Here is a 25,661-nt window from a genome sequence, read left to right as displayed (position 1 = left end):
GGGATCGCTCGGAAACCCCACCGGCGACGAGACGAACGGCGCTCAGGCACCACGCCGGCGACGAGACGAACGGCCCTCAGGCACCACGCCGGCGACGAGACGAACGGCGCTCAGGCACCACGCCGGCGACGAGACGAACGGCCCTCAGGCACCACGCCGGCGACGAGACGAACGGCGCTCAGGAATCGGCGGCGTCAGGCGTCGAAGCGGGCGCGCAGGGCGGGGTCGACGGCGATGTCGCCGAAGGACGCGGTCCAGGCGCCGTCGACCGCGATGGACTGACCGGAGAGGTACGGGGCCTCATCCGAGAGCAGGAATGCGGTGACGGCGGCGACCTCCTCCGCGCGGGCGATGCGTCCCATCGGCGGGCCCTCCGCGAGCGCGCGCTCCTCCGCAGCGGGGTCGGCCGCTCGGGCGATCTGCGCCTCCAGGTGCGGGGTGCGCACGCCGCCCGGCGCCACGGTGTTCGCACGTATGCCGAGACCACCATATGTCACCGCGACACTGCGCGTGAGCGCATCGATGCCGCCCTTCGTGAACTCGTAGGCGGCGTGGTCCACGAAGCTCGCCCGCCCGTGGATCGACCCGATGTTCACGATCGCCCCCGGCAGGCCCTGGTCCACGAATGCCGACACCGCGGTCGAGCAGCCCCACAGATAGCCGAAGCCGTTGATGCCGATGATCTCCCGCACCGCGGTCTCGTCGAGCTCGTGCAGGGGAGTGCGCCGGGTGATGCCGGCGTTGTTCACCCACCCGCCCAGTGGTGCGCGCGCACGGGCCGCGGTCGCCGCGCGCGCGTGCGCCTCCCGGTCGGACGCATCGCCGAGCACGACCTCCGCCAGCACGCCCGCCTCGACCGTGCCGGAGCCCGGGGAGCGTTCGAGCCCCACCACGATCCAGCCGTCGGCGGTCAGGCGCTCGGCGACCGCGCGGCCGATGCCCTTGCCGCTGCCGGTGACCACGACACTGCGCGGGGAGTCGGTCATGTCAGTCCCTCTCGAATCGGAACACGGCGGGGTCGAGCCCGAACCCGAGGCCCGGGGTATCGCTCGGTGTCACGGCGCCGTCGAACCGCGGGCCGCCCGTCACGAACGAGGGCGCGGGGTCGTACGGGTTCACGCCGCGCGCGAAGGTCTCGACCTGGATGCCGAGGTGTGCGGTCACCTCGGGGTAGACGTGGCCCGACACGGGTACGCCCCGCTCGGCCGCCCACGCGATCAGCTCCCGTGCGGGGGTGACTCCGCCGATCGCGACCACGTCGAGGCGCAGCGCATCGACCTCGCCGACCTCCACCAGCGCCTTCAGCACCGCGGGGTCGGTCACCTCGTCGCCCACCGCGACCGGCAGCCCCGACTCGCGCCGGATCCGCGCGACACCCGCCGCGTCCTCCGGCAGCAGCGGATCCTCGAGCCACGCCAGGCGCGGGTCGCCCCACTGCGCGATCTCGGCGAGGGCCGTGTCGGCGTCGGGCCAGCCGAAGCCCACGTCGACCACCAGCCCGGTCGTGTCGGGCAGCTCTGCGTTCAGCAGCGCCAGCAGCTCGCGCATGTATGCCGGATCGGGAATGCGGGAGATCTTCACCTGCGACCACCCGTCCGCCTGGGCCAGCACCTCGTCCGCGACCTCCCGCGGCGTGCGCTGCGGCGATGGGTACGCGGCCACGAGCATCGCGTCGCGGGGAGCGTCGCCCGTGCCGAGCAGGCGCCACAGCGGCACCCCGGCCCGCCGCGCGGCGATGTCCCACAGCGCGATGTCGACGAGCCCGATGGCCCGGCGCACGAGCCCGACCCGTCCGACGATCGCGCTCCCCCGCAGCATCCGCCCCCACGTGCTCGCCGGGTCGTCCGCGTCGGTGCCGACCGCGTGCGAAGCGACGAGCCGCTCCACGATCTCGGCCATCGGCGCCTCGCGCGACAGGCAGTACGCGACGCCGGTGGTGCCGTCACCCGCGGTCGCCCGCACCGCGGTGTACTCGCGGCGCGTGACCGTCATGGCCCCGAGCTGCAGGGGCGCGGGCAGCGGCAGCACCACCGTGGCGGTGTCGACGCGGGCGATCGCGCTCATTCGGGCTTCTTCGCGAGGGGCACGCCGTAGTCCACCATGAACCCGCCGTCGACGTACAGCGTCTGGCCGTTCATGTAGCGCGACTGGTCGGAGACGAGGAAGCTGACCGCCGCGGCGATCTCGCTCGCGTCGGCCAGGCGCTTCGCGGGGATGCGCGACAGGATCGTGTCGAGGCTCAGCGTGCCCTGCTCGACCCCCTGCCGGAAGACGCCGGTGTCGACGTAGCCCGGGGCGACCGCGTTCACGCGCACGCCCCGCGCCGCCCACTCGGCCCCGGCGGTGGAGGTGAGCCCGATCACGGCGGCCTTGGTCGTGGCGTAGGGCGCCCGGCCCGCGGAACCGCGTGAGGAGATGGACGAGATGTTGACGATGCGCCCCTCGCCGCGGTCGAGCATGCGGCGCCCGGCGGCCTGGAGGGCGGAGAACACCCCGTGCAGATTCACGTCGACCACGGCCGACCACTCGTCCCACGTGAGGTCTTCGATGCCGCGGTGCCTCTGGATGCCCGCGTTGTTCACGAGAACCTCGATGGGCCCGAGCTCGGCCTCGATCTCGCCGAACACCCGATCGACCGCGGCGTGATCGGTCACGTCGAGCTCGCGCCACAGGACGCCGGCGGGGTTGTCGCCCGCGGTGAGGCCGGGCACGCGGTCGGTCGCCACCACGCGGTACCCGTCGGCGGAGAGCCGCTGTCCGATCTCCCAGCCGATGCCGGCGGAGCCTCCGGTGACGATGGCGACGGGGCGCTGCGCGGTCATGTCTCTCCTCAACGACGGGGATTTGCTATAGCAAGTGTAGCGGCCGCGGGTCAGTCGTCGAGCAGGCTCGCGACGAGGGTCACCGCGTGCGCCTCCAGCAGCTCCAGGGCCCCGGCGGCCAGGGGGGTCTGCCAGGCCTGGTAGGCGCCGCGGTCGTAGGCCTCGCGCGTCGGGAGGTAGACGAAGCCCGGGCCGTTCGTCAGGTTCATCACCACGATGGGCGCCGCGGGGAACCGTTCCCGCAGCGTCGTCTGCAACCGGGAGTAAGCCTCGCCGGGATGCCCCACGATCACCGCGTCGCCCCAGCGCCACGCCCACACCGGGTGCTGCACGGTGGGCCCGTCGATGTAGCCGTCGCGCAGGTTCCGCGCCCGGCCCAGACGCTCGTCGCGGGAGCGGGGGTCGATGTCCTTCCACTCCTCCGCCAGCTGGTCGAGCGTCGGCAGGTCGCGCAGGGGGAGCTCGACGGCCGCCACGACCCCGCGCGCCCCGTCTCCGCCGTCGACCGGCCGCCCCGCCCAGATCGCGAGCGGCGCGCCCGACTCGACCACACCGTCCAGCGTCAGCTCCTCGCCGGGCAGCGGCAGGGCGTCGAGCGCGGCGAGGACCGCGTGTCCGAGCGAGCGTCCGTGCCGGTCGGCCACGGTCACGTCTCCCGTGTACTGCTCGCGCGGGGCCAGCTCGCCCGATGCCCCCTGCACGAACAGGCACGGCTCACCGGTCGCGGCCTCGACGATCTCGCGCATCGCCCCGACGTAGTCCGGCGACACCTCGCGGCTCTGCCAGGCGAGCGTGGTCGGGTGGCAGGCGTAGTTCACCAGGGTCGCCCGCACCCGGCCGTCGACGCTGATGCGACCGATGGTCACGGTGTCATCGGCGGTGCCCTGCGGGTTGTAGCCCACGAGCGCCCGTCCGTCGAGGTCGAGCTCCCGTTCCGCGGCGAGGGTGCAGGTGCCCGTGGTCCACTCGATCAGTCCGGGGCGGGCGCCGTCGAGCGCTTCCCGTCCGGCCGCGACCCCGGCGGCGGACAGCGCCTCCAGGTAGCCGGGGATGAGCTCGCCCCCGGGCAGGTGCGCGTCGGCGGCGCACAGCACCGCGCCGGCGTGCGTGTGCGACAGCGACAGCATGAGCTGGTCGGGTTCCAGGCCGAGACCGTCGAGGATCGCGCCGCGCACCCCCTGCTCGTCGGCGACCCGGCGCCACCAGGTGCCATCAACCGCGAGCAGCACGCGGGGGCGCTCGTCGGCCCCGATCACCGCGAGCGCGGTCAGCTCGAACGGGCGATGCGCCCCCTCGGAGCGCTCCCAGTCGGCGGGACCCCAGTTCTTGGCGCGGATGCCCACCGGGGGCGTGATGTCGCGCCGGGCCACACCGATGCGGGCGCGCGTGCGCGGAACGCGGATGCGGTCGCCGAGGCGCGTGGCAGCTGCCGTGTCGTTCACTCCAGGTCCTCCCTGTCGTCCATCATGGCCGTCGCTCACACGCTCAGCACGTCGGCGATCAGCACCCGGTCCCCGGCCTCGGGCACCGTGGTCTCGACCCCGCGCTCCACGGAGTCGCTGTAGAGCAGCGTGGACGGCTCCGCGAACCCGTCGGCCAGCCGCAACCGTCCCCCGACGAACTGGGAGCCGGTGATGCGCGCATGGTTCACGCCCGCACCGATGTCGGCGTGCGCCGCACCGTTCGCGACCGTCGAGGTCACCCCGCTCAGACGCCAGGTGACGACGCCGTCGCCGGCCGCCCGCGACAGCAGGGCGACGTCGGCCCGCTCGGTGCCGAGCTCCACGCCCTCCACGGCGATGAGCTGGTCGCGCACGGCGGTCGCCGACAGCAGCACGTCGCGCACGGTGCCACCGCGGATCGTGACCCGCGACGCGCCGAGCTCGAACGGCGCGCCGGAGGCCGGGCCGCTCAGCCGGCAGTCGACGAACTCGACCGGTCCCGAACCGCGGGCCTTGGTCCCGTCGATGCCGCCGATGGTGCAGCGCACGAAGCTGACCGGGACCGTGACGGGCGTCTGCACGAGCACCTGGTCCTTCGGCAGCGCGAACGTGGAGTCCTCGATCTTCGTCGGCCGCGAGGACCGTGCCGACCGCTGCCCGATCGCCAGCAGCCCGGCGGTGCAGCCGCGCACCTGGGCCCCGTCGGCGTTGATGGTCATGGTCGCCTGCGGGTCGAACGTGGAGCGGCCGATCACCCGCACGTTCTCGAGCGTCAGGTCGCTGATCTTCGTGCCCGCGACGAACCACGAGCACACGTGGTCGCGCACCGTGATGCGCTTGGCGGCCGTGCCCCACTGCGCCCCGGAGTTGGCGATGTCCATCAGCCCGGAGTTGCCGATGAAGGTGAGGTCGTGCTCGTACTGGCCGTGCGTCGTGAACGGGTTGCCGCCCTGGTCGTCGCCGTCGCCGTGACAGTTCTCGACGATGCAGTACGCGCTCGCGGTGAGGTCGTTCAGGTGTCGCGCGTTCGACGACGTGCAGTCGGCGACCCGCCCGTAGAGGCTGTAGATCTGCTGCGTGAGGTACCCCGCACCGCCGTAGAACACGGTGGGCGGGTTCTCGACCGAGCAGCGCTCGGTGGTGAAGTGGGTGTTCCACCGCCGCATGATCACGGGCCACCAGGTGCGGCTGGCGTGCACGTCGGCGACGTCGCAGTGGACGGCGTACTCGAAGGCGATCGGGTGCGACCCTGTGCGCTCGCGCGGATCGGGGAAGGACCCGTCGGTGGGTCCGTCGAACGGTCCCGCGCCGAGGAACCGCATGTTCGCGATGCGCACCCCGACGACCGGCTCCATCCGGCGCCAGGTGAGCCGGCGACCGGTGTCGAGCGGCCACCCGTTGAGGTAGTCGACGCGGATGTGCGTGGCGTCGAGCTGCTGCGTCACCTGCACGAACCGCTGCAGCTCGCGCTCGTCCCGCCCGCCACCGGCGACCTCGTCGCACTGCACCGCCCACCAGGTGTCGACGGCGAACGGGGTGGCGTCGGGCACCGCGACCGCGTCGGTCAGCTCCGCCCACGGCTCGGCCAGCCGGTGCTCGACGACCACGTCTGCCGCCACCCCGGTGAAGAACATGACCGCGCCGAACGGGTTGTCGGCGGTGTTCGGCTCGATCCCCTCCGTGGTGACCAGGTGCCCGCCGAAGTCGATCTCGATGTGCGAGCGGGTGAAGACGTGCCGCCGCTGGAACAGCAGGTCGGTCTGGGCCTCGATGCGCCGGACGGCGGGGTCGTTCACCAGCGCGTCGAGCGCGTCGTCGGCCGCCGTCTCGGGTCCGATGATGCCGAAGACCCGGAAGTCGACCGTGCCGTCGTGGAGCAGCACCCACTTCGTGTGGCGCTTGCCGGCGACGACCGTGCCGCCGTTGACCGCGGTGTCGGCCTCACCGGCCCCCACGTACACGAGCAGGCCGGCGTCGCCGGGCGCGTGATACCCGGCGACGATCGCCAGCTCGCCCTCACGCGCCCGCAGCCCGGCCAGCTCGGCGACGGTCTCCGCCCTCGTGACGTCCTTCGAGCCGGCCGCGACGGGGGCCGCCTGCGCGGACGACGCGCCGACGACGGAGCCGGCCGCACCGAGCGCGACGGCGCCGAGCCCGGTCATCAGGGCGCGACGCCCCGTCGAGCGCACACCCTGTTCGGTGCCGGTGGTGGTGTCGGACATGACGACTCCTTCGTTATCGACGGCGGGTCGGGACGTGGTGTCCCGTCGGTGTCATCCGCGCGCTCCCGCGGCGGTGGGGGCCGGGACGACCGCGGTGACCGCCCCCTGCGCCTGCCAGAGCGCCGCGGCCTCGGCCCGCCGACGCCGCTCGAGCACCGGATCGGCCACCGGGATCGCGGCCATGAGGCTGCGCGTGTACTCGTGCTGCGGGTTCGCGAACAGGGCGTCGCGCGCGCCGACCTCCACGATCCGCCCGTGCTGCATCACGGCCACGGTCGACGACATGTACCGGATCACGGCGAGGTCGTGGCTGATGAAGAGGTACGTCAGGCCGAGCTCGGTCTGCAGGTCGCGCAACAGGTTCAGCACCTGCGCCTGGATCGACACGTCGAGCGCCGACACCGACTCGTCCAGCACCAGGAACTCCGGCTCCAGCACGAGCGACCGCGCGATCGACACCCGCTGGCACTGGCCGCCCGACATCGAGCGCGGGAGCCGGTGCGCGAACTCCTCGTCCAGCCGCACCCGGTGCATCGCCTCGCGCACCTTCTCGGCCCTGGTCGCCCTGGTGCCGATGCCGTGGGCGAGCAGCGGCGCCTCGATGATCTGCGCCACGGTCTGCCGGCGGTTGAGCGCCGAGAACGGGTCCTGGAACACCATCTGCATGCGGCGGCGCAGCCTGCGCAGCTCCTCGCCGCGCAGGTCATGCGGACGCTGCCCGTCGAACACCACCGCGCCGCCGTCGATGCCGCCGAGCGCGAGCACCGCCTTCGACACGGTCGACTTGCCCGACCCCGACTCGCCGACGAGCCCCACGGTCTCACCGCGGCGGATCTGGAACGACACGTCGTCGACCGCGGTCACGCGGCGTCCGGAGCCCAGCGTGAACACCTTCGTCACGCCCTGCACGTCGACCAGCACGTCGCCCGACTCCCTGGCCCGGTCGACCGCGCTGATCGTGTCGGCGGCGCCCTTCGTCTCGTCGAAGGGCCCCTCGCTCACGGACCGGGGGTGGGATGGCCCCGCACCGTGCGGCTCCGGGGTGGGCGGTGCGAGGTGAAGGGCGTCCACGGTCGGGATGGGCTGGTGCACGTCCACCGTGAGGTCGACCACGGCCCCCAGCAGCGCCTGCGTGTACGGGTGCTCGGGCGCGGCGTAGATCCGGTCGACGGGGCCCTCCTCGACCACGCGCCCGTGCCGCATCACGTGGATCCGCTCGCAGAAGCCGGCCGCGACGCCGAGGTCGTGCGTGATGAGCACGACCGCGGTGCCGTGGTCCTCCGCGAGACGGTCGAGCAGGTCGATGATGCGCGACTGCGTGGTCACGTCGAGGGCGGTGGTGGGCTCGTCGGCGATCAGCACCGCGGGCCGCGACGACATGGCCATCGCAATCATGACGCGCTGCCGCATGCCGCCGGAGAACTCGTGCGGGTACTGGCTCAGGCGCTCCTCGGGCAGCGGCACGCCGACCTCGGTCAGCAGCTCGACGGCCCTGGCACGCGCGGCCTGCCGCGACACCCGCTCGTGCAGCCGGATCGCCTCGACGAGCTGGTGCCCGATGGTGCGCACGGGGTTCAGCGATGACATCGGGTCCTGGTAGACCATCGCGATCTCGCCGCCGCGCACCTTCGTCATCTCGCGCGTGCGGAGAGTCAGCAGCTCGCGGTCGCGCAGCCGGATGCTGCCGCCGAGCTTCGCGCCGTCGTTGAGGCGCATGATCGACAGGGCGGTGAGCGACTTGCCGGAGCCGGACTCGCCGACCAGGCCGATCCGCTCGCCGGGGCGCACCGCGAAGCTGATGCCCTTCACGGGCGTCACGTCGCCGTAGGAGACGGTGAGGTCCTGCACCCGCAGGACGGGAGCGGCGTCGGTCATCGGCCCTTCCCCTTCCGGTCGCCGCCGAACTGGTCGGCGAGCACGTTGAGCAGCCAGATGGTCACGAAGATGAACAGCGCGGGGAACAGCACGTACCCGATCGACTGGTACATCTTCTGGTAGCCCTGCTGCACGAGGGTGCCCCAGGTGGCCTCGGGCGGCGCGATGCCGAGCCCGACGAAGCTCATCGACGCCTCCAGCAGGATCGCGTTCGCGGCGTTGATGGCGGCCTGCACCACGATCGGTCCCTTGGCGTTGGGCAGCACCTCCGCGAACAGCAGGCGGCTGCGCTTCGAGCCGAAGGCCACGGCCGCGGTGAAGTAGTCCTCCTGCAGCTCGCTCAGCACCGACGACCGCACCAGCCGCGCGGTCGTGGGGGTGAGCAGGATGCCGATGATGACGGCGAGCTTCACGGGGTCGGCGCCGAACGCCGAGATGAACACCAGCGCGAACAGGATCTGCGGGATCGCCATCACGGTGTCGGCCAGGCGCATGAGCAGCTCGTCGACCCAGCCGCGGGCGAACGCGGCGGCCATGCCCCAGGCGATGCCGAGCACCATCGCCACGAGCGTGGCACCGGCGGCGATGAACACGGTGAGCTGTCCGCCGTACAGCACGCGGCTGAACAGGTCGCGGCCGAGCTCGTCGGTGCCGAACAGGTGCACGGCCGAGGGCGCGGCGAAGCGGTCGGGCGACTGGGCCGCGGGGTCGAACGGCGCGATGACGGGCGCGAGCACGCAGGCCAGCACGATCAGGGCGAGCAGCGCGAGGGGGATCCACGAGGCGACGGCGAGCCGGCGGCGCGGACGGGTCGAGCGCAGGGCGAGGGTGAGGGTGTCAGCCACGGCTGCTCCTTGCACGAAGACGCGGGTCGAGCACGCCGTAGAGCAGGTCGACGATCAGCGTCGTGAGGATGAACATGGCGGAGATCAGCAGCACCACCGACTGCAGCACCGCGTAGTCGCGCTTGAACACGGCGTCGATCGCCAGCGAGCCGAGCCCGGGAACACCGAACACGTACTCCACGATCACGACCCCGCCGAGCGTGTATCCGACGATGAGGCCGAGCATGGTGAGCCCCGGGATCAGGGCGTTGCGCAGCGCGTGCCCGAGCACCACCCCGCTCGCCGACTGCCCCTTGCCGCGGGCGGTGCGGATGTAGGGGGCGTCGAGCACCTCGACCATCGACGCCCGCAGGAACCGCATCAGCAGCGGCGCGGCGGCGAAGGCGAGGGTGAGGGCGGGCAGGATCATGCGCACGAGGTTGTCGGCCGGGTCGTCCGCGAACGGCGTGTAGCCGCGGGCGGGCAGCCACTTCAGCTGCACGGCGAACACCACGATCAGCACGATGCCGATGAGGAACTGCGGCAGCGCCATGCCCGCGGTGGAGATGGCCGTGAGCACGCGGTCGACCACGCCGAGCGGGCGCAGCGAGGCGATCACGGCGGCCGGGGTCGCGATGAGCACGGCCAGCAGGATGCCGATCAGCGTGAGCTCGAGCGTGGCGGGCAGGCGCTGCGCGATGAGCTCGGTCACCGAGAACTGGTTGAAGTACGACTGTCCGAAGTCGCCCGTGACGACGCCGCCGATCCAGCGCAGGTACTGCTCGATGACCGGGGCGTCGAGCCCGGCCTCCTCGCGCAGACGCTGGAGCATCTCGGCGTCCACGCCCGGCGTCGAGCCGAGACGGGTAATCACGGGGTCGCCCGGCAGCAGCCGGAGCACCACGAACACGAGGAGCGAGGTGGCGATCAGCATCGCGATGCTGATCGCCACCCGCCGCAGGACGGAGAGGAGCACGTCAGCCCTTCAGCTGCGCGTTCTCGAGGTGCAGCTGCCCGCCGCCCTCGACCCACACGCCGTCGACCTTCGTGCTGGTCGCGGTGACCACGGTGGACTGCAGCGGCACGATCAGCGGCACCTGCTGGTTGATGATCGTCTGCACGGTGCTCCACTTCTCGGCACGCGCGGCCTGGTCGGGCTCGGCGACGGCGGCGGCGAAGGCCGACTGGAACTCCGGGTCGACCCAGTTGCACTCGCAGCGGCCCTCCAGATAGAAGTTCAGCGAGTAGGCGGGCTCGGGCGGCGTGGACTGGAAGTTCGGCACGATGTAGCCGGGGAAGCTCTTGCCCGCCGGGTAGAACGAGTCGACCCAGGTGCCGACGTCGTTGTTGTCGATCTTCAGGGTGATGCCGATCTCCTTGAGGCTGGCCTGCAGGATCTCGCCGCTGGTGTTCCACTCCGGGTACTGGCCGGCGACGCCCCACCAGGTGAGGGTGCTGCCCTCGGTCACGCCGGCCTCGGCGAACAGCTCCTTGGCCTTGTCGAGGTCGTAGGAGTAGTCGGTCAGGTCGCCGCCGTACCAGGGGTTCACCTCGCCGAGGGCGTTGTTGGTCGGGGAGACCGTGCCCTGGCCGTAGTACGCGGCGTCGAGGATCGCCTCGCGGTCGATCGCGTATGCGAGGGCCTGCCGCGCACGCACGTCGTTGAACGGCGGGGAGGTGGTGTCGACCTCCCACGACGGCCACTGGCTCGGGTTCTCCGGCTTCACGAGCGCGATGTCGCCGCCGGCCTCCAGGCCCTCGACGTCGCCCTGCGGCACCGACCACAGCACGTCGATGTCGCCCGAGCGCAGTCCGGTCACGGCGGCCGTGGACTCGGCGGCCTTCACGATCCTGATCTCGTCGAGCGCGGGGGCGTCGCCGAAGTACTCGGGGTTGGGCACGAGCGTGAGGCTGTCGTCGGGTGTGAAGGCGTCGACGATGTAGGGACCGGTGCCGATGGGCTCCTTGTCGATGGTGTCGAGCGCGTCGACGTCGAGCATCTTGACCCACACGATGCCGGCGTCGAACGTGGCGATCGGCTCGGAGAGCGTGATGACGACGGTCTTGTCGTCGGGGGCGGTGACGTCGGTCACCATGTCGATCTTGTTCTTCTCCTGCGTGGCGGTCTCGGGGTCGAGGTAGTACTCGAAGGAGGCCACGGCGTCTTCCGCGGTGAACGGGTCGCCGTTGGAGAACGTGACGCCGTCACGGAGCGTGAACGTCCACGTCTTCTGATCGTCCGAGGTCTCCCAGCTCTCGGCGAGGTCGCCGACGATCTCGCCGGACTCGTCGGTGGTGGTGAGGCCGTTCCAGAGCAGCGGGAACAGCACCTCCTCCCACGCGAAGGTGCGGATGGCCGGGTTGAGCTGCGGGATGCCCTGGGCCGCGGCGACGGTGAGCGTGCCGCCGTCCTGGGCGGAGCCGTCGGGGGTGGATGAGGTGCTGCAGCCAGCGGTGATCAGCGCGGCGGTGAGCAGCGCTGCTCCGCCGAGAAGGACGCGACGACGCGACATGGGTGCCTCCAGGTGTCGGGTGATGCTTCGGGTAAGGGTGTTCGCTATAGCATGTAGCAAAAGCGCGAGGGCGTCTAGAGCGAACCGGATCGGCGGGGTTACGTTCTCGTTACGCCCGCCGATCCGGGCGGCTCAGCGCGCGGCGGGCGCCGACTGCGGCGCCGGTGCGGGCGCCGTGGTGAAGTCGGCGCGACGGCTCAGCACGAACGCGATCGTCGCCCCGAGCAGGGTGAGCCCGGAGATGAGCAGCAGACCCCACACGGCGGATCCCGTGGTCTGGCTGATCCAGCCGATCGCGTACGGACCGGCGAACCCGGCGAGGTTGCCGACCGAGTTGATGAACGCCAGTCCCGCCGCCGCGGCCGTGCCGGTGAGCACCATGGGCGGCAGGCTCCAGAACAGCGGCGTGGTCGAGAACAGGGCGGACATCCCGACGCACAGCGCCGCGAGCGCGAGGATCGGAGTGCCCTGCGCCGCGACCGCTGCGATGAGCGACAGGGCCGTGATGCTCAGCGTGATGCCGATCTGGAGCGGGATGTTGCCCTGCTTCCGCGCGGCGCGCTCCCACGGCAGCATCACCAGCGCCGCGCAGAGGTTGGGCAACGCGACCAGCCATCCGGTCGTGGCATTGGAGAAGTCGCCCATGCTCTTCACGATCGTCGGCAGCCACATGCCCAGGCCGTACGCCCCGAACACGACGCCGAAGAACAGCACGATCAGCGTCCACAGCCGCCCGTTGCGGAAGACCTCGCCCAGGCGGAGGCGGCCGTGGCGCTGCTCCGTGGCCTGCGTCTCGGCGGCGAGCGTGTCGGTGATCCACCGCTGCTCGGCCGGGTTCAGCCAGCGGGCGTCCTGCGGGCGATCGGGCAGCCAGAAGAACACGACGAACGCGAGCAGCACGGCGGGCACGCCCTGCAGGAGGAACACCAGCTGCCAGCCGTCCAGACCCCACAGTCCGTGGAGCTCGAGCATCCAGCCCGACAGCGGTGCGGCCACGGCGTTGGCGATCGGGTTCGACAGCACGAACACGGCGAGCACCTGCGTGCGGTACTGCCGCGGGAACCAGAGCGTGAGGTAGAGCAGCACGCCGGGGAAGAACCCGGCCTCCGCGATGCCGAGGATGAAGCGCGCGATCGCGAACTGCGTCTCGTCCTGCACGAAGGCGGTGAGGGCGGCGACGATGCCCCACGAGATCATGATGCGCGCGATCCACTTGCGGGCGCCGAACTTCTCCAGCAGCAGGTTGCTGGGCACCTCGAAGAGGAGGTACCCGATGAAGAAGATGCCGGCCGCGAAGCCGAACGCCGCCTCGGTGATGTTCAGCGCGGCCGTCATCTCGAGCTTGGCGAAGCCCGCGTTGTTCCGGTCGATGTAGGCGACGAGGTAGAGCAGTCCGAGGAACGGGCCGAGCCGCCAGATCGCCTTCTTCATGGCCGCGGCTCCCACCGCGGCGTCGGCGGCGCGCTCCTGGGCGGCCGAGTCAGTGCCGGACATGACAACTCCTTCGTCATCGCTAGGTTTTGCTATAGCATCTAGCACCAGCGTCGTTCTGTCCAGTCCTGTCGCGGATGCCATAGCATCGAGCGAGCGAAGAGGCCCCACGCGACGAGCACCGGGCCGCGCGAAACCGAGAAGGGCCCCGGATGCGCAGCGTGTCGGATCAGAACATCGCCGAACAGGTCACCGACGAGCTTCGGGCCGCCATCCACTCGGGCGAGCTCGCGCCGGGCGAACGGCTGGTGGAGCGCAAGCTCGCGGAGCGGCTCGGCGTGAGCCACATCCCGGTGCGCGAGGCGCTGACCCGCCTGGCCGAGGAGCGCCTGATCACACGCGAACCCCGCCGCGGCGCCCGCGTGGCCCAGCTCACCGCGCAGGACCTGGAGGAGATCTCGAGCCTGCGCATCGTGCTCGAGCAGTTCATGGCCATCCGCGTGCAGGAGCGGTGGAACGAGGAGTCGGCGGCACGCCTCGGCGCCATCATCCAGGCGATGTCCGATGCGGCGCCCGGCGACATCGCGGAGGTGCTGCGCCAGGACCGGCTGTTCCACGAGACGCTGGCCGACCTCGCCGAGCACCGGTTCCTCGACGAGCTCAGCGCCCAGCTGCGTGGTCGGATCGCCGGGTTCATCCAGGCCGCGAACGCCGCGCTCGACCCCGCCGAGCAGGAGGAGCACGTGCGCAGCCACCAGCAGATCATCGACGCCGTGGCCAGCGGCGACCCCGATCGCGCCCGCGCCGTGATCGCCGAGCACGTGACGCGCGCTGTCGAGCGCATCACCCCGACGGTCGAGGCGGAGGCCGAGTGACCGCGACCGGCCGCCGCACCATCGTCCTGACCGGTGCTTCCGACGGCATCGGCGCTGCCGCCGCGCGTCAGCTCGCCGACGCCGGGCATCGGCTGATCCTGGTCGGGCGCTCCCCGGAGAAGACCCGCGCCGTCGCGGAGGAGATCGGAGCCGAGCATCACGTGGCCGACTTCGCGCGGCTCGACGACGTCCGCTCCCTCGCGACCCGCATCGACGCGGCCGTGGGCGACGACGGCATCGATGTGCTGGCCAACAACGCCGGCGGCATCTTCGGCGACCGCACCCCCACGGTCGACGGCTACGAGAAGACGCTCCAGGTGAACCACCTGGCGCCGTTCCTGCTGACGAATCTGCTGCTGCCCCACCTGCTCCGGGCGCGCGGCGCCGTGATCAACACGTCGAGCGTGGGCCACCGGCTGTTCGGGCACCTCGACCTGGACGACCTCGACAACCATCGCCGCTTCAGCCCCAACAAGGCCTACGGCGACGCGAAGCTCGCCAACATCCTGTTCGCGAAGAGCCTGCACGAGAGGTTCCACGCGCGGGGCCTCAGCGCCGTGGCGTTCCACCCCGGCACGGTCCGCACGAACTTCGCGGCGGACTCGTCGAGCATCATGCGGCTGGTGTACCGGTCGCCGCTGCGGCACGTCCTCCTGATCGGGACCGACCGCGGAGGGGCGACCCTGCGGTGGTTCATCGACGGGACCCCGGGCGAGACCTGGACCTCCGGCGCGTACTACGACGAGCGCGTCCTCACCACCCGGGTGAACCCGCAGGCGAACGACCCCGTGCTCGCGGAGGCCCTGTGGCAACGGAGCGCCGAGCTCGTCGGACTCCCCGCCGCCGAGGACTGACCCCGCGGACGCCGATCGCCCGCGGTCGTGACACGAGGAGCGCCCCCTCGCGCACCGGTGTGTGAGGCACCGGCGCCCGAGGGGGCGCAGTCCTGTCGAGCGGAGTGGCTCGACGCGGGGTCAGTTCCCGCGCGTGTTCACGAACGGATCCAGACCCGCGTCCTTGAACGACTCGAGCATGCCGGGGCCGTTCTCGATCTGGAGCGTGCACTTCTCTCCTGTGCCCAGGGCACCGGGCGAGTTGAACCGCACGAGCGCCTTCAGGTTCGGGTAGTCCTTGAGTGCATCGGGGATGTCGCGGTGCCAGTCCTGCGCGAGCGCCGGGTCGGACGTGTTGTACGAGGTGCCGTACTCGGACAGGATCTGCGGCTTGGTGCCCAGGCTGCCCTGCGTGAAGAAGTGGTACTTCTGATCGATCTTGTCGGCGAAGGTCGTCCACCCGGTGCCGTTGCACGTGTAGAAGTTGTACGGGTCGTAACCCACCCAGTCCACGTAGGAGTCTCCGGGGTAGCCCTGCATGATGCGGTCGTCGTTCCCGTCGCCGAGGTACCCGGTCGACACCCAGGCCCACGCGACGTTGGTCACGCCCTTGGCCTCGAAACGGTCATGGATGTGGCGGTAGGCGCTGGCGTAGTCCGCCATCGTGCCCTTCTCCTCGTTCGGGCCGTTGTCGAACTCGGGATCGAACGCGATCATGACCTGCTTGCCGAACGCCTTGACCCGGTCGGCGGCGGAATCGATGTACGAGTCCATCTCGCCCTTGGTGATGCGCGACCACGCGATCATGGTGTTGGTGTCGGAGACGCGCGACTGCCACGAGAACAGCAGCGTGCGGTCCTGACCCAGCGTCTGCTCCTCCGCGTCGGGGAACTGCCCCTGATGCACGTGGGTGGAGAAGTCGTGGTACCGCATGGTCATGTCGAACTTGCGCCCGACCTTGGCCTCGAGATCGGTGACCGAGGTCACGAGGTTCGATCCGCCCTCGGTGGCGTACACGCCCCACAGGGCGCCGCACGACGGGGCCAGCATCGCCTGGGCACCGCAGGCGTCGGGGTCGCTCGTCGCCGACCCACTCCCGTCCGTCGCCGGCGCGGGCGCGGGTGCGGGTGCGGGTGCGGGGGCGGGGGCCGGCTCGGGTGCGGGAGCGGGCTCCTCGGCCGGAGGTTCCTGCTCGCTCGCCGGCGGCGCGACCTGCGTGGAGTCGTCCTCCGGAGCCGGGGCCGGAGCCGGAGCCGGAGCCGGGGCGGGTGCGGGAGCCACGGCCTGACCCGACGGGGTGTCTTCCCGCACGAGGTGTGCGTCGAAGCTCACATTGGGGGTCGCGTGGTAGTTGGCCAGCACCTGCACCGCGATGGTGTTCTCGCCCTCGTGGAGAAGGTTCACCGGGATCGAGAATGACACCGGGTTCGAGCGGGCGGAGGTGGTCGACGGCGCGGCGGTGGCGTAGCTCTTCGCCGTGATGTCGCCCGTCGGCGCGTTCTTGCGCCCGACCTCGGTGCCGTTGATCCACACCACGATGCCGTCGTCAGCCCAGGTGTTGAGCCACGACCACTCGGGGAGGTCCGAGGTGAGCGTGAAGCTCTTGGTGAAGAAGGTCGACAGCGGGCGGTCGGTCGACGACGGGATCTTCGTCGCGACGCGTCCGACCCGCGAACCGGCGCCGAACGGAGCCTTCGCGGTGTCCCACGACGACGAGCCGGTCTGCCAGTCCGACGAGGGCGTCGTGGTCGACCGGTAGTACGACCACTCCGACCCCCTCTCGATCACGGAGGCGATGGCGTTCGACGCCGCGTCTGCGGCGGAGGCCGAGGAGGGTGCCGCGATGGCACCGGAGCCGATCACCGCGACGGCGGCGAGAGAGGCGAGCAGGGTAGAGCGGACAGGGTGAATCGAATTACGTAGTGATCTCATCATTTCGAAGGGTCAGGAAGACCGCCCGGATCTCTCGGGACGTCACCGGGTTCTTCTGGTTCGGATGCGGGCCGAGCTTTCCCCCTCGATGCATCCTGCGAACAGATAGCGGTGTCCACCCTATGCGACAGAATGTAACGCGTTACCCATATTCCAGAGCGATACGATCCCGACGGCCGCGGGAGAGCCGACGAACGGCCCTCCCGCGGCGCACCCTCACACCAGCAGATTCGCGGTGTCGACCACGCGGTCGCCCGCGTCGGGGAAGGCCGTGCGAGTCACCCCGGCCTCGACGTTCCCGGTGTGCAGCAGCGTCGACTCGGCACCGAACGCGTCGGCCCCCAGCTCGAGCCTGCCGCCCTCGAACCGGTTCCCGACCGCGCGGTAGTGCGTCGCGCCCGAGGTGAGGGAGACGTGGTTCGTGCCGCCGTCGCCGCGGAAGGTGCTGTCGCTCAGGGTCACGTGCAGCTCGCCCGCGCCCGTCCGCCCGATCCCCGTGCCGCCCTTCGCCGCGATGTCCGCACCCGCGAACTCCAGCGTCTGCCGCTCGCCCCTGGCCGCCGCGATCCGCACGTTGCGCAGGGTCGCGCCCTCGAACCGCAGCCGCTCGGACGACGACGCGAGGGGCGCGGAGTCCTCCGCGGCGGTGAGGGTCGAGCCGCGGAACGTCACGGCGCCCGCCCCGCCGATCTTCACGCCGCCGACGTTCGTGAGCACGGTGTCGACGAAGGTGACCGGGGTCGTGACCGTCGCGTTGGTGAGGTCGCCCGGAGCGACGAACGTGATGTGCGAGTCGGCGATCACGGTCGGGCGGGCGGAGTTGTCCGACGCCTGAGTGATGATCAGGGTGTCCGACGCCGTGCACCCGCGCAGCTGCGCGCCGTCGGCGTTGATCCACAGCATGCCGGAGCCCGACAGCGACGGCTTGCCGATCACCTGCACGTCCTCCAGCGTGAGGTCGGTGATGCGCACGCGCGCCACGAACCACGAGCACACGTGCTTGCGCACCGTGATGCGCTTGGCGGCCGAGCCCCACGCAGCACCCGAGTTCGCGAACGTCATCAGGCCGGAGTTGCCCGTGTAGGTCAGGTCGTGCTCGTACTGCCCGTGCGTCACGAACGGGCCCTGGTCGTCGCCGTCGCCGTGGCAGTTCTCCACCAGGCAGTAGGCGCTCGCCGTGAAGTCGTTGAGGTGCCGCGCGTTCGCGGTGTGGCAGTTGGCGACGTACCCGTACAGGCAGTAGATCTGCTGCGTCAGGTAGCCCGCGCCACCCCACGTGACGGAGGTCGGGTTCTTCAGCGTGCAGCTCTCGGTGCTGAAGTACGTGTTCCAGCGACGCTGGATGAGCGGCCAGAACGTGGCGGTGCCGTCGATGTGGTCGACGTCGCAGCGCACCGCGTACTCGAACGCCAGCGGGTGCGAGCCGGTGTACTCGTCGGTCCCTCCGCCCAGGAACTTCAGGTTCGACACCGTGATGTCCTGCACGGGCTTCACGTGCCGCCACGTCATGGTGCGGTCCTTGCCGAGCGGCCAGCCGTTCTTGTAGTTCACGCGGATGTGCGTGCCGTCCACGATCTGGGTCACCTGCACGAGCCGCTGCAGTTCGCGCTCCCAGCGACCCGAGAGCGCGTTCACCTCGGCCGCGTACCACTCGCCGACCGCGAAGAACGAGGAGTCGGCGACCGGGAAGACGTCGGCGAGGTCGGGCACGTTCTCGCCGAGCCGCGCCTCCTGCACCGCCTCGGTCACCTCGCCGCGGAAGAACATGACCGCGGCGAACGGGTCGTCCTTGCCGGCGTTCTCGATGCCCTGCGTGGTCATGAGGTGGTGGTGGAAGTCGAACGCCAGGTGGGAACGGGTGAACCGGTGCCGGCGCACGAAGTTGAGGTCGGAGTACGCCTCGATGCGGCGGACGCTCGCGTCGCCCACCAGCGCGTCCAGCGCGTCGTCGGCCGGGACGGAGGCGTCCATGATCCCGAACACCCGGAAGTCCACCGTGCCCTGGTGCACCAGCACCCAGACGCCGCCCTTGGGCCCCGCGAGCACCGTGCCGCCGTTGGCCGCAGGGCCGTCCTTCTTCACAAAGCGGTACAGGCCGGCGCCGCCGTCGCCCGGAGCCGCGTAGCCGCTCGTGCGCACCAGGTCGCCGTCCTTGCCCTTGCGAGCCGCGAGCGCCGCAGCCGTGCCGGCGTTCGCCACGGTCTTCGAGCCCGACGAGTCCTGCGGCGCCACGGGCCCCACGGCCTGCGCGGCGCTCGGGGCGGCCGCCGCCGCGACACCGCCGAGCGCGGCGGCACCGAACCCGGCGAGCAGCATGCGCCTGCTGCGCAGCGCGGCGGTCTCGGTCATCTCCTGCTGGGTCATGCTCATCCTCCTTGCGGCGTCGTCGCCGCGGTCAGGCGTCCGGCCGTCCGGCCGAGCCGCGTCCTCCCTCGAGTCCCCCGACCCCAGCACCCCGGGCTCCCGCCCGGACGATCCACCCCGCGTCAGCCGGCGGGGTCGTCCCCGCGCGCGATCACCGCGGTCATGCCATCCACGCCAGCGCGGCGCGATCCACCGTGTGGGCGAGCGGTCGGCCCTCGAAGAACGCCGCGACCTCGTCCGCCACGATCCGGCCCTGCCGCAGCCGCCCCTCGTGGGTGCCGGCGGCGCGATGCGGCGTCACGAGCACCCCGGGGAGCGTGCGGAACGGGCTGTCGGCGCCGAACGGCTCCTCGTCGAACACGTCCACCGCGGCGCTCAGGCGGCCCGTACGCACCTCGTCGATGAGCGCGGCCTCGTCCACCAGCCACGAGCGGGCCGTGTTCACCAGCCCCGCGCCGTCGGGCATCAGCGCGAGCTCCCGCCGACCGAGGAGGTGATGCGTCTCGGGCAGCGTCGGCGCGTGCACCGCGACGATGCGGGCGCGACGAAGCGCCTCGTCCAGCGGCACCAGCTCGGCACCGAGGGCGGCGGCCGCGGCGGCGTCGATCGTGGGATCCACCAGCAGCGGCTCCGCGCCCAGCGCCGAGATCAGCGGCAGGTACGCACGACCCGTCCGCGACGCGCCGATCACCGCGATGGGCGCCCCGAGGATCTCGTGCTGCGTGCCCACCGCGGCCGCGTCGTACCAGCCGCCCGCGCGCACCCCGTGCGACAGCTCGGGCAGCCGGTGCAGCAGCGCGAGCGTGAAGGCGAGCGACACCTCGGCGACCGGGCGGGCCATGGCGTCGCCCGCCTGGGTCACCGCGACGCCCCGGTCGAACAGCTCCCCGGTCGCGAACGCCTTGACGGACGCGCCCGTGTGCGCCACGAGCTCCAGCGCCGGAAGGCGCGCGAGCAGGGCGGGGTCGAACGGCGGGGCACCCCAGCTCGTGATCACGACCCGTGCCCCGCGCAGCTCGGCGGGGTCGAGGTCGTCGAGCGACTCGACCCGCACGAACCTCCCGCCCGCGGCGGCCGCGGCACGGTGCAGGCGCTCGAGGTCGGCGGGCGCGAAGAACTCCGCCGACAGCGCCTCCGGAACCGCCGCCACGACGACCGCGGGCGCCGCGGCGCTCATCGCAGCCAGTCCTCGAGGTGCGCGGCGATGAACGCGTCGTCGTTCAGGGCCGGGTAGGCACGGCGCACCCGGGCGATCTCCTCCGCCTGCCCTGGCGAGAGCCCCTCGGCCGGGTCGAGGCACCACGTGCCGTCGAGCAGGCCCTGCTGGCGCAGCATCTCGTGCACGCCCGCGATCACGCCGTGGAAGTCGTTGCCCGGGTCGAACACCGCCTGGTTCACGTCGACCATGTCGGAGGCCAGCAGCCCCAGCTCGCGGTACGCCTCGGCGTCGCCGTCCATCGCCTGCCGCGCCCGCTCCAGCAGCGCGACGGCCGCCCGCGTACCCACGGCCCACTGGCCGAGCAGCCCGCCGACGAAGCGCAGCGTGCGCGGGCCGGACGGCGAGTCCACGTGGAACTCCGACAGCAGGTCGGCGACGATCGCGTCGTCGTTTCCGGTGTACAGGGCGATGTCGTCGGCGCGACCGGACGCCGCCACCCCGCGCACCAGCTCCAGCGTGCGGTAGCGGTCGAACGGCGCGGCCTTCACCGCGACCACGGAGGGGATCGACGCGAACTCGCGCCAGAAGTCACGGCCGAGCACGGGCCCGCCGATCGCGGTCTGGAGGTAGAAGCCCACCACGGGCAGCACCTCGCCGACGGCGCGGGCGCGTTCGAGCAGGGCACGCTCGTCGGCGCCCGCGACGCGGGGACTCACCAGCACGGCGTCGTACCCCAGCCCGCGCGCGAGCTCGGCCTCGGCCACCGCCTGCGCCGTGCCACCCGCCACACCGGCGATGCGCACGACCTCGGCACCCGCGCGGGCGTCGAGCTCCTCCGCGGCGAGCGCGAGCACGGGCTCGAACAGGGCGTGCTCCGGGTCGCGGATCTCGAACTGGGTCGTGTGCACCCCCACCGCGACACCACCGGCGCCCGCGTCGAGGTAGTAGCGCGTGAGGGCGCGCTGGCGGCGTTCGTCGAGCGTGCGGTCGGCCGTCAGCGCGAGCGGGTGCGCGGGGATCACGGCACCGCGCGCGAGCGTGGCCGCGGCCTCGGGTCGCAGCACCGGCACGGTCGCGGTGTCCGCGGACGACGACATCAGAACTTCCCGTCCCGCACGGCCCACTTGGTGGGCTTGGCGATCATCGGCAGGCCCGCGTCGATCCAGGAGGCCTGCATGCGGATCAGCTCCTCGGCCGACACGGACGGGTAGCCGAACAGGGCCATGCAGCGGCGGGCGTCGCTGAGCAGCGCGGTCGGCTGCGGCTCCTCGACGATCGTGACCTCGCGGTCGAACAGGCTGCCGAAGCCGCGGGCGACCGACTCCACGCTCAGCAGCTCCGGCCCGGTGAGGTTGATGACGAACGGGTCGGTCGACGCGTGCGCGAGGCTGCGCAGCACCACCTCGTTCGCGTAGCCCTGCCAGATCACGTTGACGTTGGCGGTGGCGACCGACACGGGCTCGCCCGCGTGCACGGCCGTGCCGATGTCGGCCAGCACCCCGTAGCGCAGGTCGACCGCGTAGTTCAGGCGGATGATGGCGACCTTCGTGCCGCGCTCCTGCGCACCGAACTCGAACACCCGCTCCCGTCCGAGGCACGACTGGGCGTACTCGCCGATCGGCGCCGGGGTCACGTCCTCCGACGCGCCGCCCGACGACGCGGGCACGAACGGGTACACGTTGCCGGTGGACAGCACGGCGATCGCGCTGTCGCGGTAGCGGCGGGCCACCCGGTCGGGCAGGGCGGCGTTGACCTCCCACGCCCACGACGCGTTGGTCGCCGCACCGAACTTCGCGCCGACCATGAACACCACGTGGGGGGCGTCGGGAAGGGCGGAGAAGTCGTCGTTCTCGATCAGGTCGAACGGCACGACGATCACGCCCGCGGCCTCCAGGCGCTCGCGGATCGCGGCGTCGCCGAAGCGCGAGACCGCGTACACGGCGTCGTCCGTCCGGCCGGCCGCGTCCATCCCGCGGCGCGCGAGCATCGCGAGCGTCGGGCCCATCTTGCCGCCGGCGCCGAGGATCACGAGGTCGCCCGATCCGCGTGCCAGGTCGGCCACGAGCGCGTCGCTCGGCGTGGCCAGGACCTCTTCGAGCTCGGCCTCGGAGGCGAAGCTGTGCTGAGTCATGTGGTGCTTTCCCTTCTTCTCAGCCCTTGATCCCGGTGCCGGTCACGCCCTCCTGCACGTACCGCTGGGCGATCAGGTACGCGAGGAAGATGGGCAGCAGCGCCACGACGGAGCCGGCGAGCATGGTGCTGAGCGGCACGTTCTGCTGCTGCAGCGACGAGATGCCCACGGTGAGGGTGAACATCGAGTTCGACTTGGCGATGATGAGCGGCCACAGGAAGTCGTTCCAGTGCCACAGGAACACGAAGATGCCGAGGGTGGCGAGGATCGGCTTGCACAGCGGCAGCACGATCCGCAGGAAGATGCGGAACTCCCCCGCACCGTCGATCCGTGCCGCCTCGAACAGCTCGTCGGGCAGCCCCTGGATGAACTGCCGCATCAGGAACACGGCCTGCGCGTTCGCGAGCGTCGGCAGGATCAGGCCCCAGTAGGTGTCGATGCCGCCGAGGTTCGCCATCAGGATGAACGTCGGGATCAGCGTCACGTGGAACGGCACCATGACCATCGCCAGGAACGACCAGAACATGACCTCCTTGCCGCGGAAGCGCTTCTTGGCGAAGGCGTAGCCGGCGAGCGCGGAGAGGAACAGCACGGCCACGACCGACACGAGCGAGTAGACGAGCGTGTTGAACAGCCAGCCGAGGATGTTCTGACCGCCGAGCACCTGCGCGTAGGAGTCGAACGAGATGTCCGTCCAGGGCAGCAGCGAGCCGGGGAGCTCGACGACCATGCCGGGCTTCAGGCTCAGCACGACCATCGCGTAGAACGGGAAGAAGCTGAGGATGCCCGCGAGGCTCAGCCAGATCCACCGCACGACCACGCCCCAGCCGGTGGGCTCCAGCGCGCGGAACGAGCGGCGCTTGCGGGGCGCGGGCTGCGGGGTCGGCGCGGCGGTCTGCGTCGGGGGCTGCAGGAGAGCGGTCATTTCTGCTTTCCGATCACGAGGCGCTGGATGAGGGCGACCACGAGGGTCATGACGAACAGGGCGACGCCGACGGCGGCCGCGTAGCCGTAGTCGAAGTAGCGGAAGCCCTGGTCGTACAGCAGGTAGACGAGCGAGTAGCTGGCGTTCGCCGGACCACCCTGGGTCATCACGTAGATCACGTCGAACACCTGGAAGGCCGCGGTGGTCTCGATCACCGCGAGGAAGAAGAACGTGGGGCGCAGGTGCGGGAGGATGATCCACCGGAACCGCTGCCAGGCGTTCGCGCCGTCGACCAGCGCGGCCTCCTCCAGCTCGCGCGGCACGTCCTGCAGCGCCGCGATGAGGATCATCATCCCGTAGCCGAACCGCGACCACACGCCCACCACGACGATCGCGGGGATCACGAGCACGGTGCTGCCGAGCCACGAGCCGCCCAGCCCGAGCGGGGCCATCAGGGCCGACCAGGGGCCGTTCGCGGAGAAGATCCACACGAAGATCGAGCCGGCGAGCACCAGCGAGGTGATGACGGGCAGGAAGAAGATCGACCGGAAGAAGCGGGCGCCGCGGAAGGCCCGTCGCACGCCGAGGGCCATCACGGTCGACAGCACGAGCGCGATCGGCACCGCCAGCACCGTGTAGGTGACGGTGGTGCCCAGCGCCCGCCAGAACAGCGGATCGGCGACCAGGCGCTGGAAGTGGTCGAGTCCGCGCCACGCGATCTCGCCGGAGATGTCGTAGTCGAAGAAGCTCAGCGCCACGCCCGCGATGCTCGGGCCGAAGCGGAAGGCGATGAACAGCAGGAAGGCGGGGAGCACGAACAGGAACGCGATGCGCGCTTCCCGCCGGGCGAGCACCCGGGCGACGCGCCCTGCGGGCTTGGGTGCCGTGGTGGCCGTCGTCATTGTCGTTTCCTCACGTCGGGGGCGGAGAGGAGGGGGCGTGCGGCGGCTGTCCGCACGCCCCCCGTCGCCTCACTTCTGCAGCAGCGGGGCTGCGGCGGCCGCGGCGTCCTTCAGGGCGTCGGCGGGCGACTTCTGGCCGAGCAGGGCGGCCTGGATCTCGGGCGACAGCACACCCATCAGGGCGCGGGAGCTGGCGTCGAGCTGACCGACGGTGGTGTCGGGCACGTACTTCTCGACCTCGCCGAGCAGCGGGTCGTCGGCGTACAGCGGCTCGGTCGTGCTGAGTGCGGAGAAGTAGCCGGCGGCGGTCAGGTACGGCTCGACCACGTCGGCGCCGGTGGCGTACTCGGCGAACGCGGCGGCGGCGTCCTTCGCCTTCGAGCCCTTGAGCACCGAGAGCGAACCGACGGTGCCGTACGCGACGGACTCCTTGTCGCTGAGCGGCGCGAGCACCTTCACGTTCTCCTCGCCCCAGAACGGCGCGACCTCGGTGACCGCGTTGTTCCAGGTGCAGGCGACCTTGCCCTGCGCGATCGCGGTCTGCTCGAGCGGCACGTTGGTGGTGAGCGCCTCGGGGTCGAGCGCGCCCTCCTCTGCCAGGTCGGTGAGGAAGGTGAGCGCCTTCTCGCCGGCCTTGCTGTCGAAGCCGACCTCGCCGTCCTCGGTGTAGACCTCGCCGCCCGCCTGCCACAGCAGCGGGTAGTAGGTGAGGTTGAGGGTGTTCTCGGCGGACGCCGGGTAGTTCAGGGCGTACATGCCCTTCTCCACGAACGCGGGTGCCATCTCGGCGACGTCGTCCCAGGTCTCGGGGTACTCGGTCACGCCGGCGGCCTCGAACGCGGCGGCGTTGCAGATGAGCGGCTGGGCGCTGGTGAGGATGGGGGCACCGAGGATGTCGCCGCCGATGGTGACGGACTCCTTGACGTTGGGCAGCAGGTCGTCCTGACGCTCCGTGCTGAGCAGGTCGTTCAGCGGAGCGATCGACTTCTGGTAGGCGGCGAGCTGATCGGGGATGAGGTAGACGACGTCGGGACCCTTGCCGGCCGCGATCGCGGTCTGGAGGGCCTCGTCGCGGTTGGCCCACGGGAAGATCTCGTAGGAGACGTTGACGTTCTCGTTCTCCTTCTCGAACGCCTCGATGGTCGAGTCCCAGAAGTCCTTGTGCACCGCCTCGTCGGCGATGACCGGGTAGAGCCAGACCGTGATGTCCTGCTCGCCCTCTGCGGTGGTGCCTCCGCCGGCCGAACATCCGGCCAACAGGGTGGCGGCCGCGACTCCCGCGACGACGCCGGTGATCTTGCTGACGCGCATGGTGCTCCTTTGCGTAAACCGTGCTGAGTACGGTTCATTATGACATTGGGCTGGGATAATTCGTCAAGTACAAGTTCTCAGACGCTTGTTTCCAGCGTGT

Annotated in this window: 20 protein-coding genes; 2 read left to right on the top strand and 18 right to left on the bottom strand. The window is 71.3% G+C overall.

The annotated features are described in order from the left end of the window. Positions 1 to 194: 194 nt before the first annotated feature. The 10 genes from KV394_RS06285 to KV394_RS06240 all read right to left on the bottom strand — a co-directional run bounded on the left by KV394_RS06285 (position 195) and on the right by KV394_RS06240 (position 13,192). A complete protein-coding gene (locus tag KV394_RS06285) occupies positions 195 to 986 on the bottom strand; it encodes an SDR family NAD(P)-dependent oxidoreductase (protein WP_247982581.1) in 792 nt (263 codons plus the stop codon). A 1-nt stretch (position 987) separates the two neighbouring features. Beyond that, entirely contained in the window at positions 988 to 2,064 is a 1,077-nt protein-coding gene (locus KV394_RS06280; RefSeq protein ID WP_247982580.1) for an enolase C-terminal domain-like protein, read from the bottom strand. Beyond that, on the bottom strand, positions 2,061 to 2,822 hold the full coding sequence (locus tag KV394_RS06275) for an SDR family NAD(P)-dependent oxidoreductase (protein ID WP_247982579.1): 762 nt from the start codon (positions 2,820 to 2,822) through the stop codon (positions 2,061 to 2,063). Before KV394_RS06275 ends, KV394_RS06280 begins: the two co-directional genes overlap by 4 nt. Before the next feature lie 50 nt (positions 2,823 to 2,872). Then, positions 2,873 to 4,264, bottom strand: a complete 1,392-nt coding sequence (locus KV394_RS06270) for a hypothetical protein (RefSeq protein ID WP_247982578.1) — start codon at positions 4,262 to 4,264, stop codon at positions 2,873 to 2,875. A 35-nt stretch (positions 4,265 to 4,299) separates the two neighbouring features. Beyond that, on the bottom strand, positions 4,300 to 6,486 hold the full coding sequence (locus KV394_RS06265) for a DUF4148 domain-containing protein (protein ID WP_247982577.1): 2,187 nt from the start codon (positions 6,484 to 6,486) through the stop codon (positions 4,300 to 4,302). Between the two features lie 51 nt (positions 6,487 to 6,537). Next, the gene (locus KV394_RS06260) at positions 6,538 to 8,361 is read right to left on the bottom strand and encodes a dipeptide ABC transporter ATP-binding protein (protein ID WP_136044485.1); all 1,824 of its coding nucleotides are present in this window, start codon (positions 8,359 to 8,361) and stop codon (positions 6,538 to 6,540) included. Continuing rightward, on the bottom strand, positions 8,358 to 9,206 hold the full coding sequence (locus KV394_RS06255; RefSeq protein WP_205814303.1) for an ABC transporter permease: 849 nt from the start codon (positions 9,204 to 9,206) through the stop codon (positions 8,358 to 8,360). Before KV394_RS06255 ends, KV394_RS06260 begins: the two co-directional genes overlap by 4 nt. Next, entirely contained in the window at positions 9,199 to 10,161 is a 963-nt protein-coding gene (locus KV394_RS06250; protein WP_136030059.1) for an ABC transporter permease, read from the bottom strand. The genes KV394_RS06255 and KV394_RS06250 overlap by 8 nt, the downstream gene beginning before the upstream one ends. A gap of 1 nt (position 10,162) precedes the next feature. Next, entirely contained in the window at positions 10,163 to 11,698 is a 1,536-nt protein-coding gene (locus KV394_RS06245; RefSeq protein WP_247982576.1) for an ABC transporter substrate-binding protein, read from the bottom strand. Between the two features lie 132 nt (positions 11,699 to 11,830). Beyond that, positions 11,831 to 13,192: an MFS transporter gene (locus tag KV394_RS06240; RefSeq protein WP_136030063.1), complete on the bottom strand. Its 1,362-nt coding sequence runs from the start codon at positions 13,190 to 13,192 to the stop codon at positions 11,831 to 11,833. A 149-nt stretch (positions 13,193 to 13,341) separates the two neighbouring features. Between KV394_RS06240 and KV394_RS06235 the strand changes: the two genes are divergently transcribed. Next, positions 13,342 to 14,004: a GntR family transcriptional regulator gene (locus KV394_RS06235; protein ID WP_136030065.1), complete on the top strand. Its 663-nt coding sequence runs from the start codon at positions 13,342 to 13,344 to the stop codon at positions 14,002 to 14,004. Next, on the top strand, positions 14,001 to 14,858 hold the full coding sequence (locus KV394_RS06230; protein ID WP_247982575.1) for an SDR family NAD(P)-dependent oxidoreductase: 858 nt from the start codon (positions 14,001 to 14,003) through the stop codon (positions 14,856 to 14,858). The genes KV394_RS06235 and KV394_RS06230 overlap by 4 nt, the downstream gene beginning before the upstream one ends. A 120-nt stretch (positions 14,859 to 14,978) precedes the next feature. On the opposite strand, the gene KV394_RS17370 is transcribed toward KV394_RS06230, so the two are convergent. The 8 genes from KV394_RS17370 to KV394_RS06180 all read right to left on the bottom strand — a co-directional run bounded on the left by KV394_RS17370 (position 14,979) and on the right by KV394_RS06180 (position 25,561). Beyond that, complete coding sequence (locus tag KV394_RS17370; RefSeq protein ID WP_282187146.1) at positions 14,979 to 16,700, bottom strand: glycoside hydrolase family 26 protein; 1,722 nt, start codon at positions 16,698 to 16,700, stop codon at positions 14,979 to 14,981. A 285-nt stretch (positions 16,701 to 16,985) separates the two neighbouring features. After that, positions 16,986 to 19,133 (bottom strand): peptidase C14, encoded by a 2,148-nt coding sequence (locus KV394_RS06210; RefSeq protein WP_247982574.1) that lies wholly within the window; start codon positions 19,131 to 19,133, stop codon positions 16,986 to 16,988. A gap of 160 nt (positions 19,134 to 19,293) precedes the next feature. Further along, positions 19,294 to 20,310 carry a hydroxyacid dehydrogenase gene (locus KV394_RS06205; RefSeq protein WP_136030481.1) on the bottom strand — a complete coding sequence of 339 codons (1,017 nt, stop codon included), beginning with the start codon at positions 20,308 to 20,310 and terminating at the stop codon, positions 19,294 to 19,296. Next, the gene (locus tag KV394_RS06200) at positions 20,307 to 21,389 is read right to left on the bottom strand and encodes a dihydrodipicolinate synthase family protein (protein WP_247982573.1); all 1,083 of its coding nucleotides are present in this window, start codon (positions 21,387 to 21,389) and stop codon (positions 20,307 to 20,309) included. The genes KV394_RS06205 and KV394_RS06200 overlap by 4 nt, the downstream gene beginning before the upstream one ends. Further along, positions 21,389 to 22,423 (bottom strand): NAD-dependent epimerase/dehydratase family protein, encoded by a 1,035-nt coding sequence (locus tag KV394_RS06195; protein ID WP_247982572.1) that lies wholly within the window; start codon positions 22,421 to 22,423, stop codon positions 21,389 to 21,391. Before KV394_RS06195 ends, KV394_RS06200 begins: the two co-directional genes overlap by 1 nt. 19 nt (positions 22,424 to 22,442) lie before the next feature. After that, positions 22,443 to 23,348, bottom strand: coding sequence for a carbohydrate ABC transporter permease (locus tag KV394_RS06190; protein ID WP_136030487.1), 906 nt, complete (start codon positions 23,346 to 23,348; stop codon positions 22,443 to 22,445). Further along, a complete protein-coding gene (locus tag KV394_RS06185) occupies positions 23,345 to 24,250 on the bottom strand; it encodes a carbohydrate ABC transporter permease (protein ID WP_247982571.1) in 906 nt (301 codons plus the stop codon). The genes KV394_RS06190 and KV394_RS06185 overlap by 4 nt, the downstream gene beginning before the upstream one ends. A 69-nt stretch (positions 24,251 to 24,319) precedes the next feature. Then, positions 24,320 to 25,561 carry an ABC transporter substrate-binding protein gene (locus KV394_RS06180; protein ID WP_136030491.1) on the bottom strand — a complete coding sequence of 414 codons (1,242 nt, stop codon included), beginning with the start codon at positions 25,559 to 25,561 and terminating at the stop codon, positions 24,320 to 24,322. Positions 25,562 to 25,661 lie beyond the last annotated feature (100 nt).

The organism is Microbacterium sufflavum, from assembly GCF_023101165.1.
Lineage (GTDB): Bacteria > Actinomycetota > Actinomycetes > Actinomycetales > Microbacteriaceae > Microbacterium > Microbacterium sufflavum.
This window is presented reverse-complemented; position numbering and strand designations above follow the sequence as displayed.

Bases quoted from the DNA above. Each gene is read 5' to 3' on its own strand.
- KV394_RS06245 (WP_247982576.1), bottom strand. From the start codon at position 11,698: ATGTCGCGTCGTCGCGTCCTTCTCGGCGGAGCAGCGCTGCTCACCGCC.
- KV394_RS06210 (WP_247982574.1), bottom strand. From the start codon at position 19,133: ATGACCCAGCAGGAGATGACCGAGACCGCCGCGCTGCGCAGCAGGCGC.
- KV394_RS06285 (WP_247982581.1), bottom strand. From the start codon at position 986: ATGACCGACTCCCCGCGCAGTGTCGTGGTCACCGGCAGCGGCAAGGGC.
- KV394_RS06200 (WP_247982573.1), bottom strand. From the start codon at position 21,389: ATGTCGTCGTCCGCGGACACCGCGACCGTGCCGGTGCTGCGACCCGAG.
- KV394_RS06180 (WP_136030491.1), bottom strand. From the start codon at position 25,561: ATGCGCGTCAGCAAGATCACCGGCGTCGTCGCGGGAGTCGCGGCCGCC.
- KV394_RS06280 (WP_247982580.1), bottom strand. From the start codon at position 2,064: ATGAGCGCGATCGCCCGCGTCGACACCGCCACGGTGGTGCTGCCGCTG.
- KV394_RS06195 (WP_247982572.1), bottom strand. From the start codon at position 22,423: ATGACTCAGCACAGCTTCGCCTCCGAGGCCGAGCTCGAAGAGGTCCTG.
- KV394_RS06265 (WP_247982577.1), bottom strand. From the start codon at position 6,486: ATGTCCGACACCACCACCGGCACCGAACAGGGTGTGCGCTCGACGGGG.
- KV394_RS06235 (WP_136030065.1), top strand. From the start codon at position 13,342: ATGCGCAGCGTGTCGGATCAGAACATCGCCGAACAGGTCACCGACGAG.
- KV394_RS06185 (WP_247982571.1), bottom strand. From the start codon at position 24,250: ATGACGACGGCCACCACGGCACCCAAGCCCGCAGGGCGCGTCGCCCGG.
- KV394_RS06260 (WP_136044485.1), bottom strand. From the start codon at position 8,361: ATGACCGACGCCGCTCCCGTCCTGCGGGTGCAGGACCTCACCGTCTCC.
- KV394_RS06205 (WP_136030481.1), bottom strand. From the start codon at position 20,310: ATGAGCGCCGCGGCGCCCGCGGTCGTCGTGGCGGCGGTTCCGGAGGCG.
- KV394_RS06190 (WP_136030487.1), bottom strand. From the start codon at position 23,348: ATGACCGCTCTCCTGCAGCCCCCGACGCAGACCGCCGCGCCGACCCCG.
- KV394_RS06240 (WP_136030063.1), bottom strand. From the start codon at position 13,192: ATGTCCGGCACTGACTCGGCCGCCCAGGAGCGCGCCGCCGACGCCGCG.
- KV394_RS06275 (WP_247982579.1), bottom strand. From the start codon at position 2,822: ATGACCGCGCAGCGCCCCGTCGCCATCGTCACCGGAGGCTCCGCCGGC.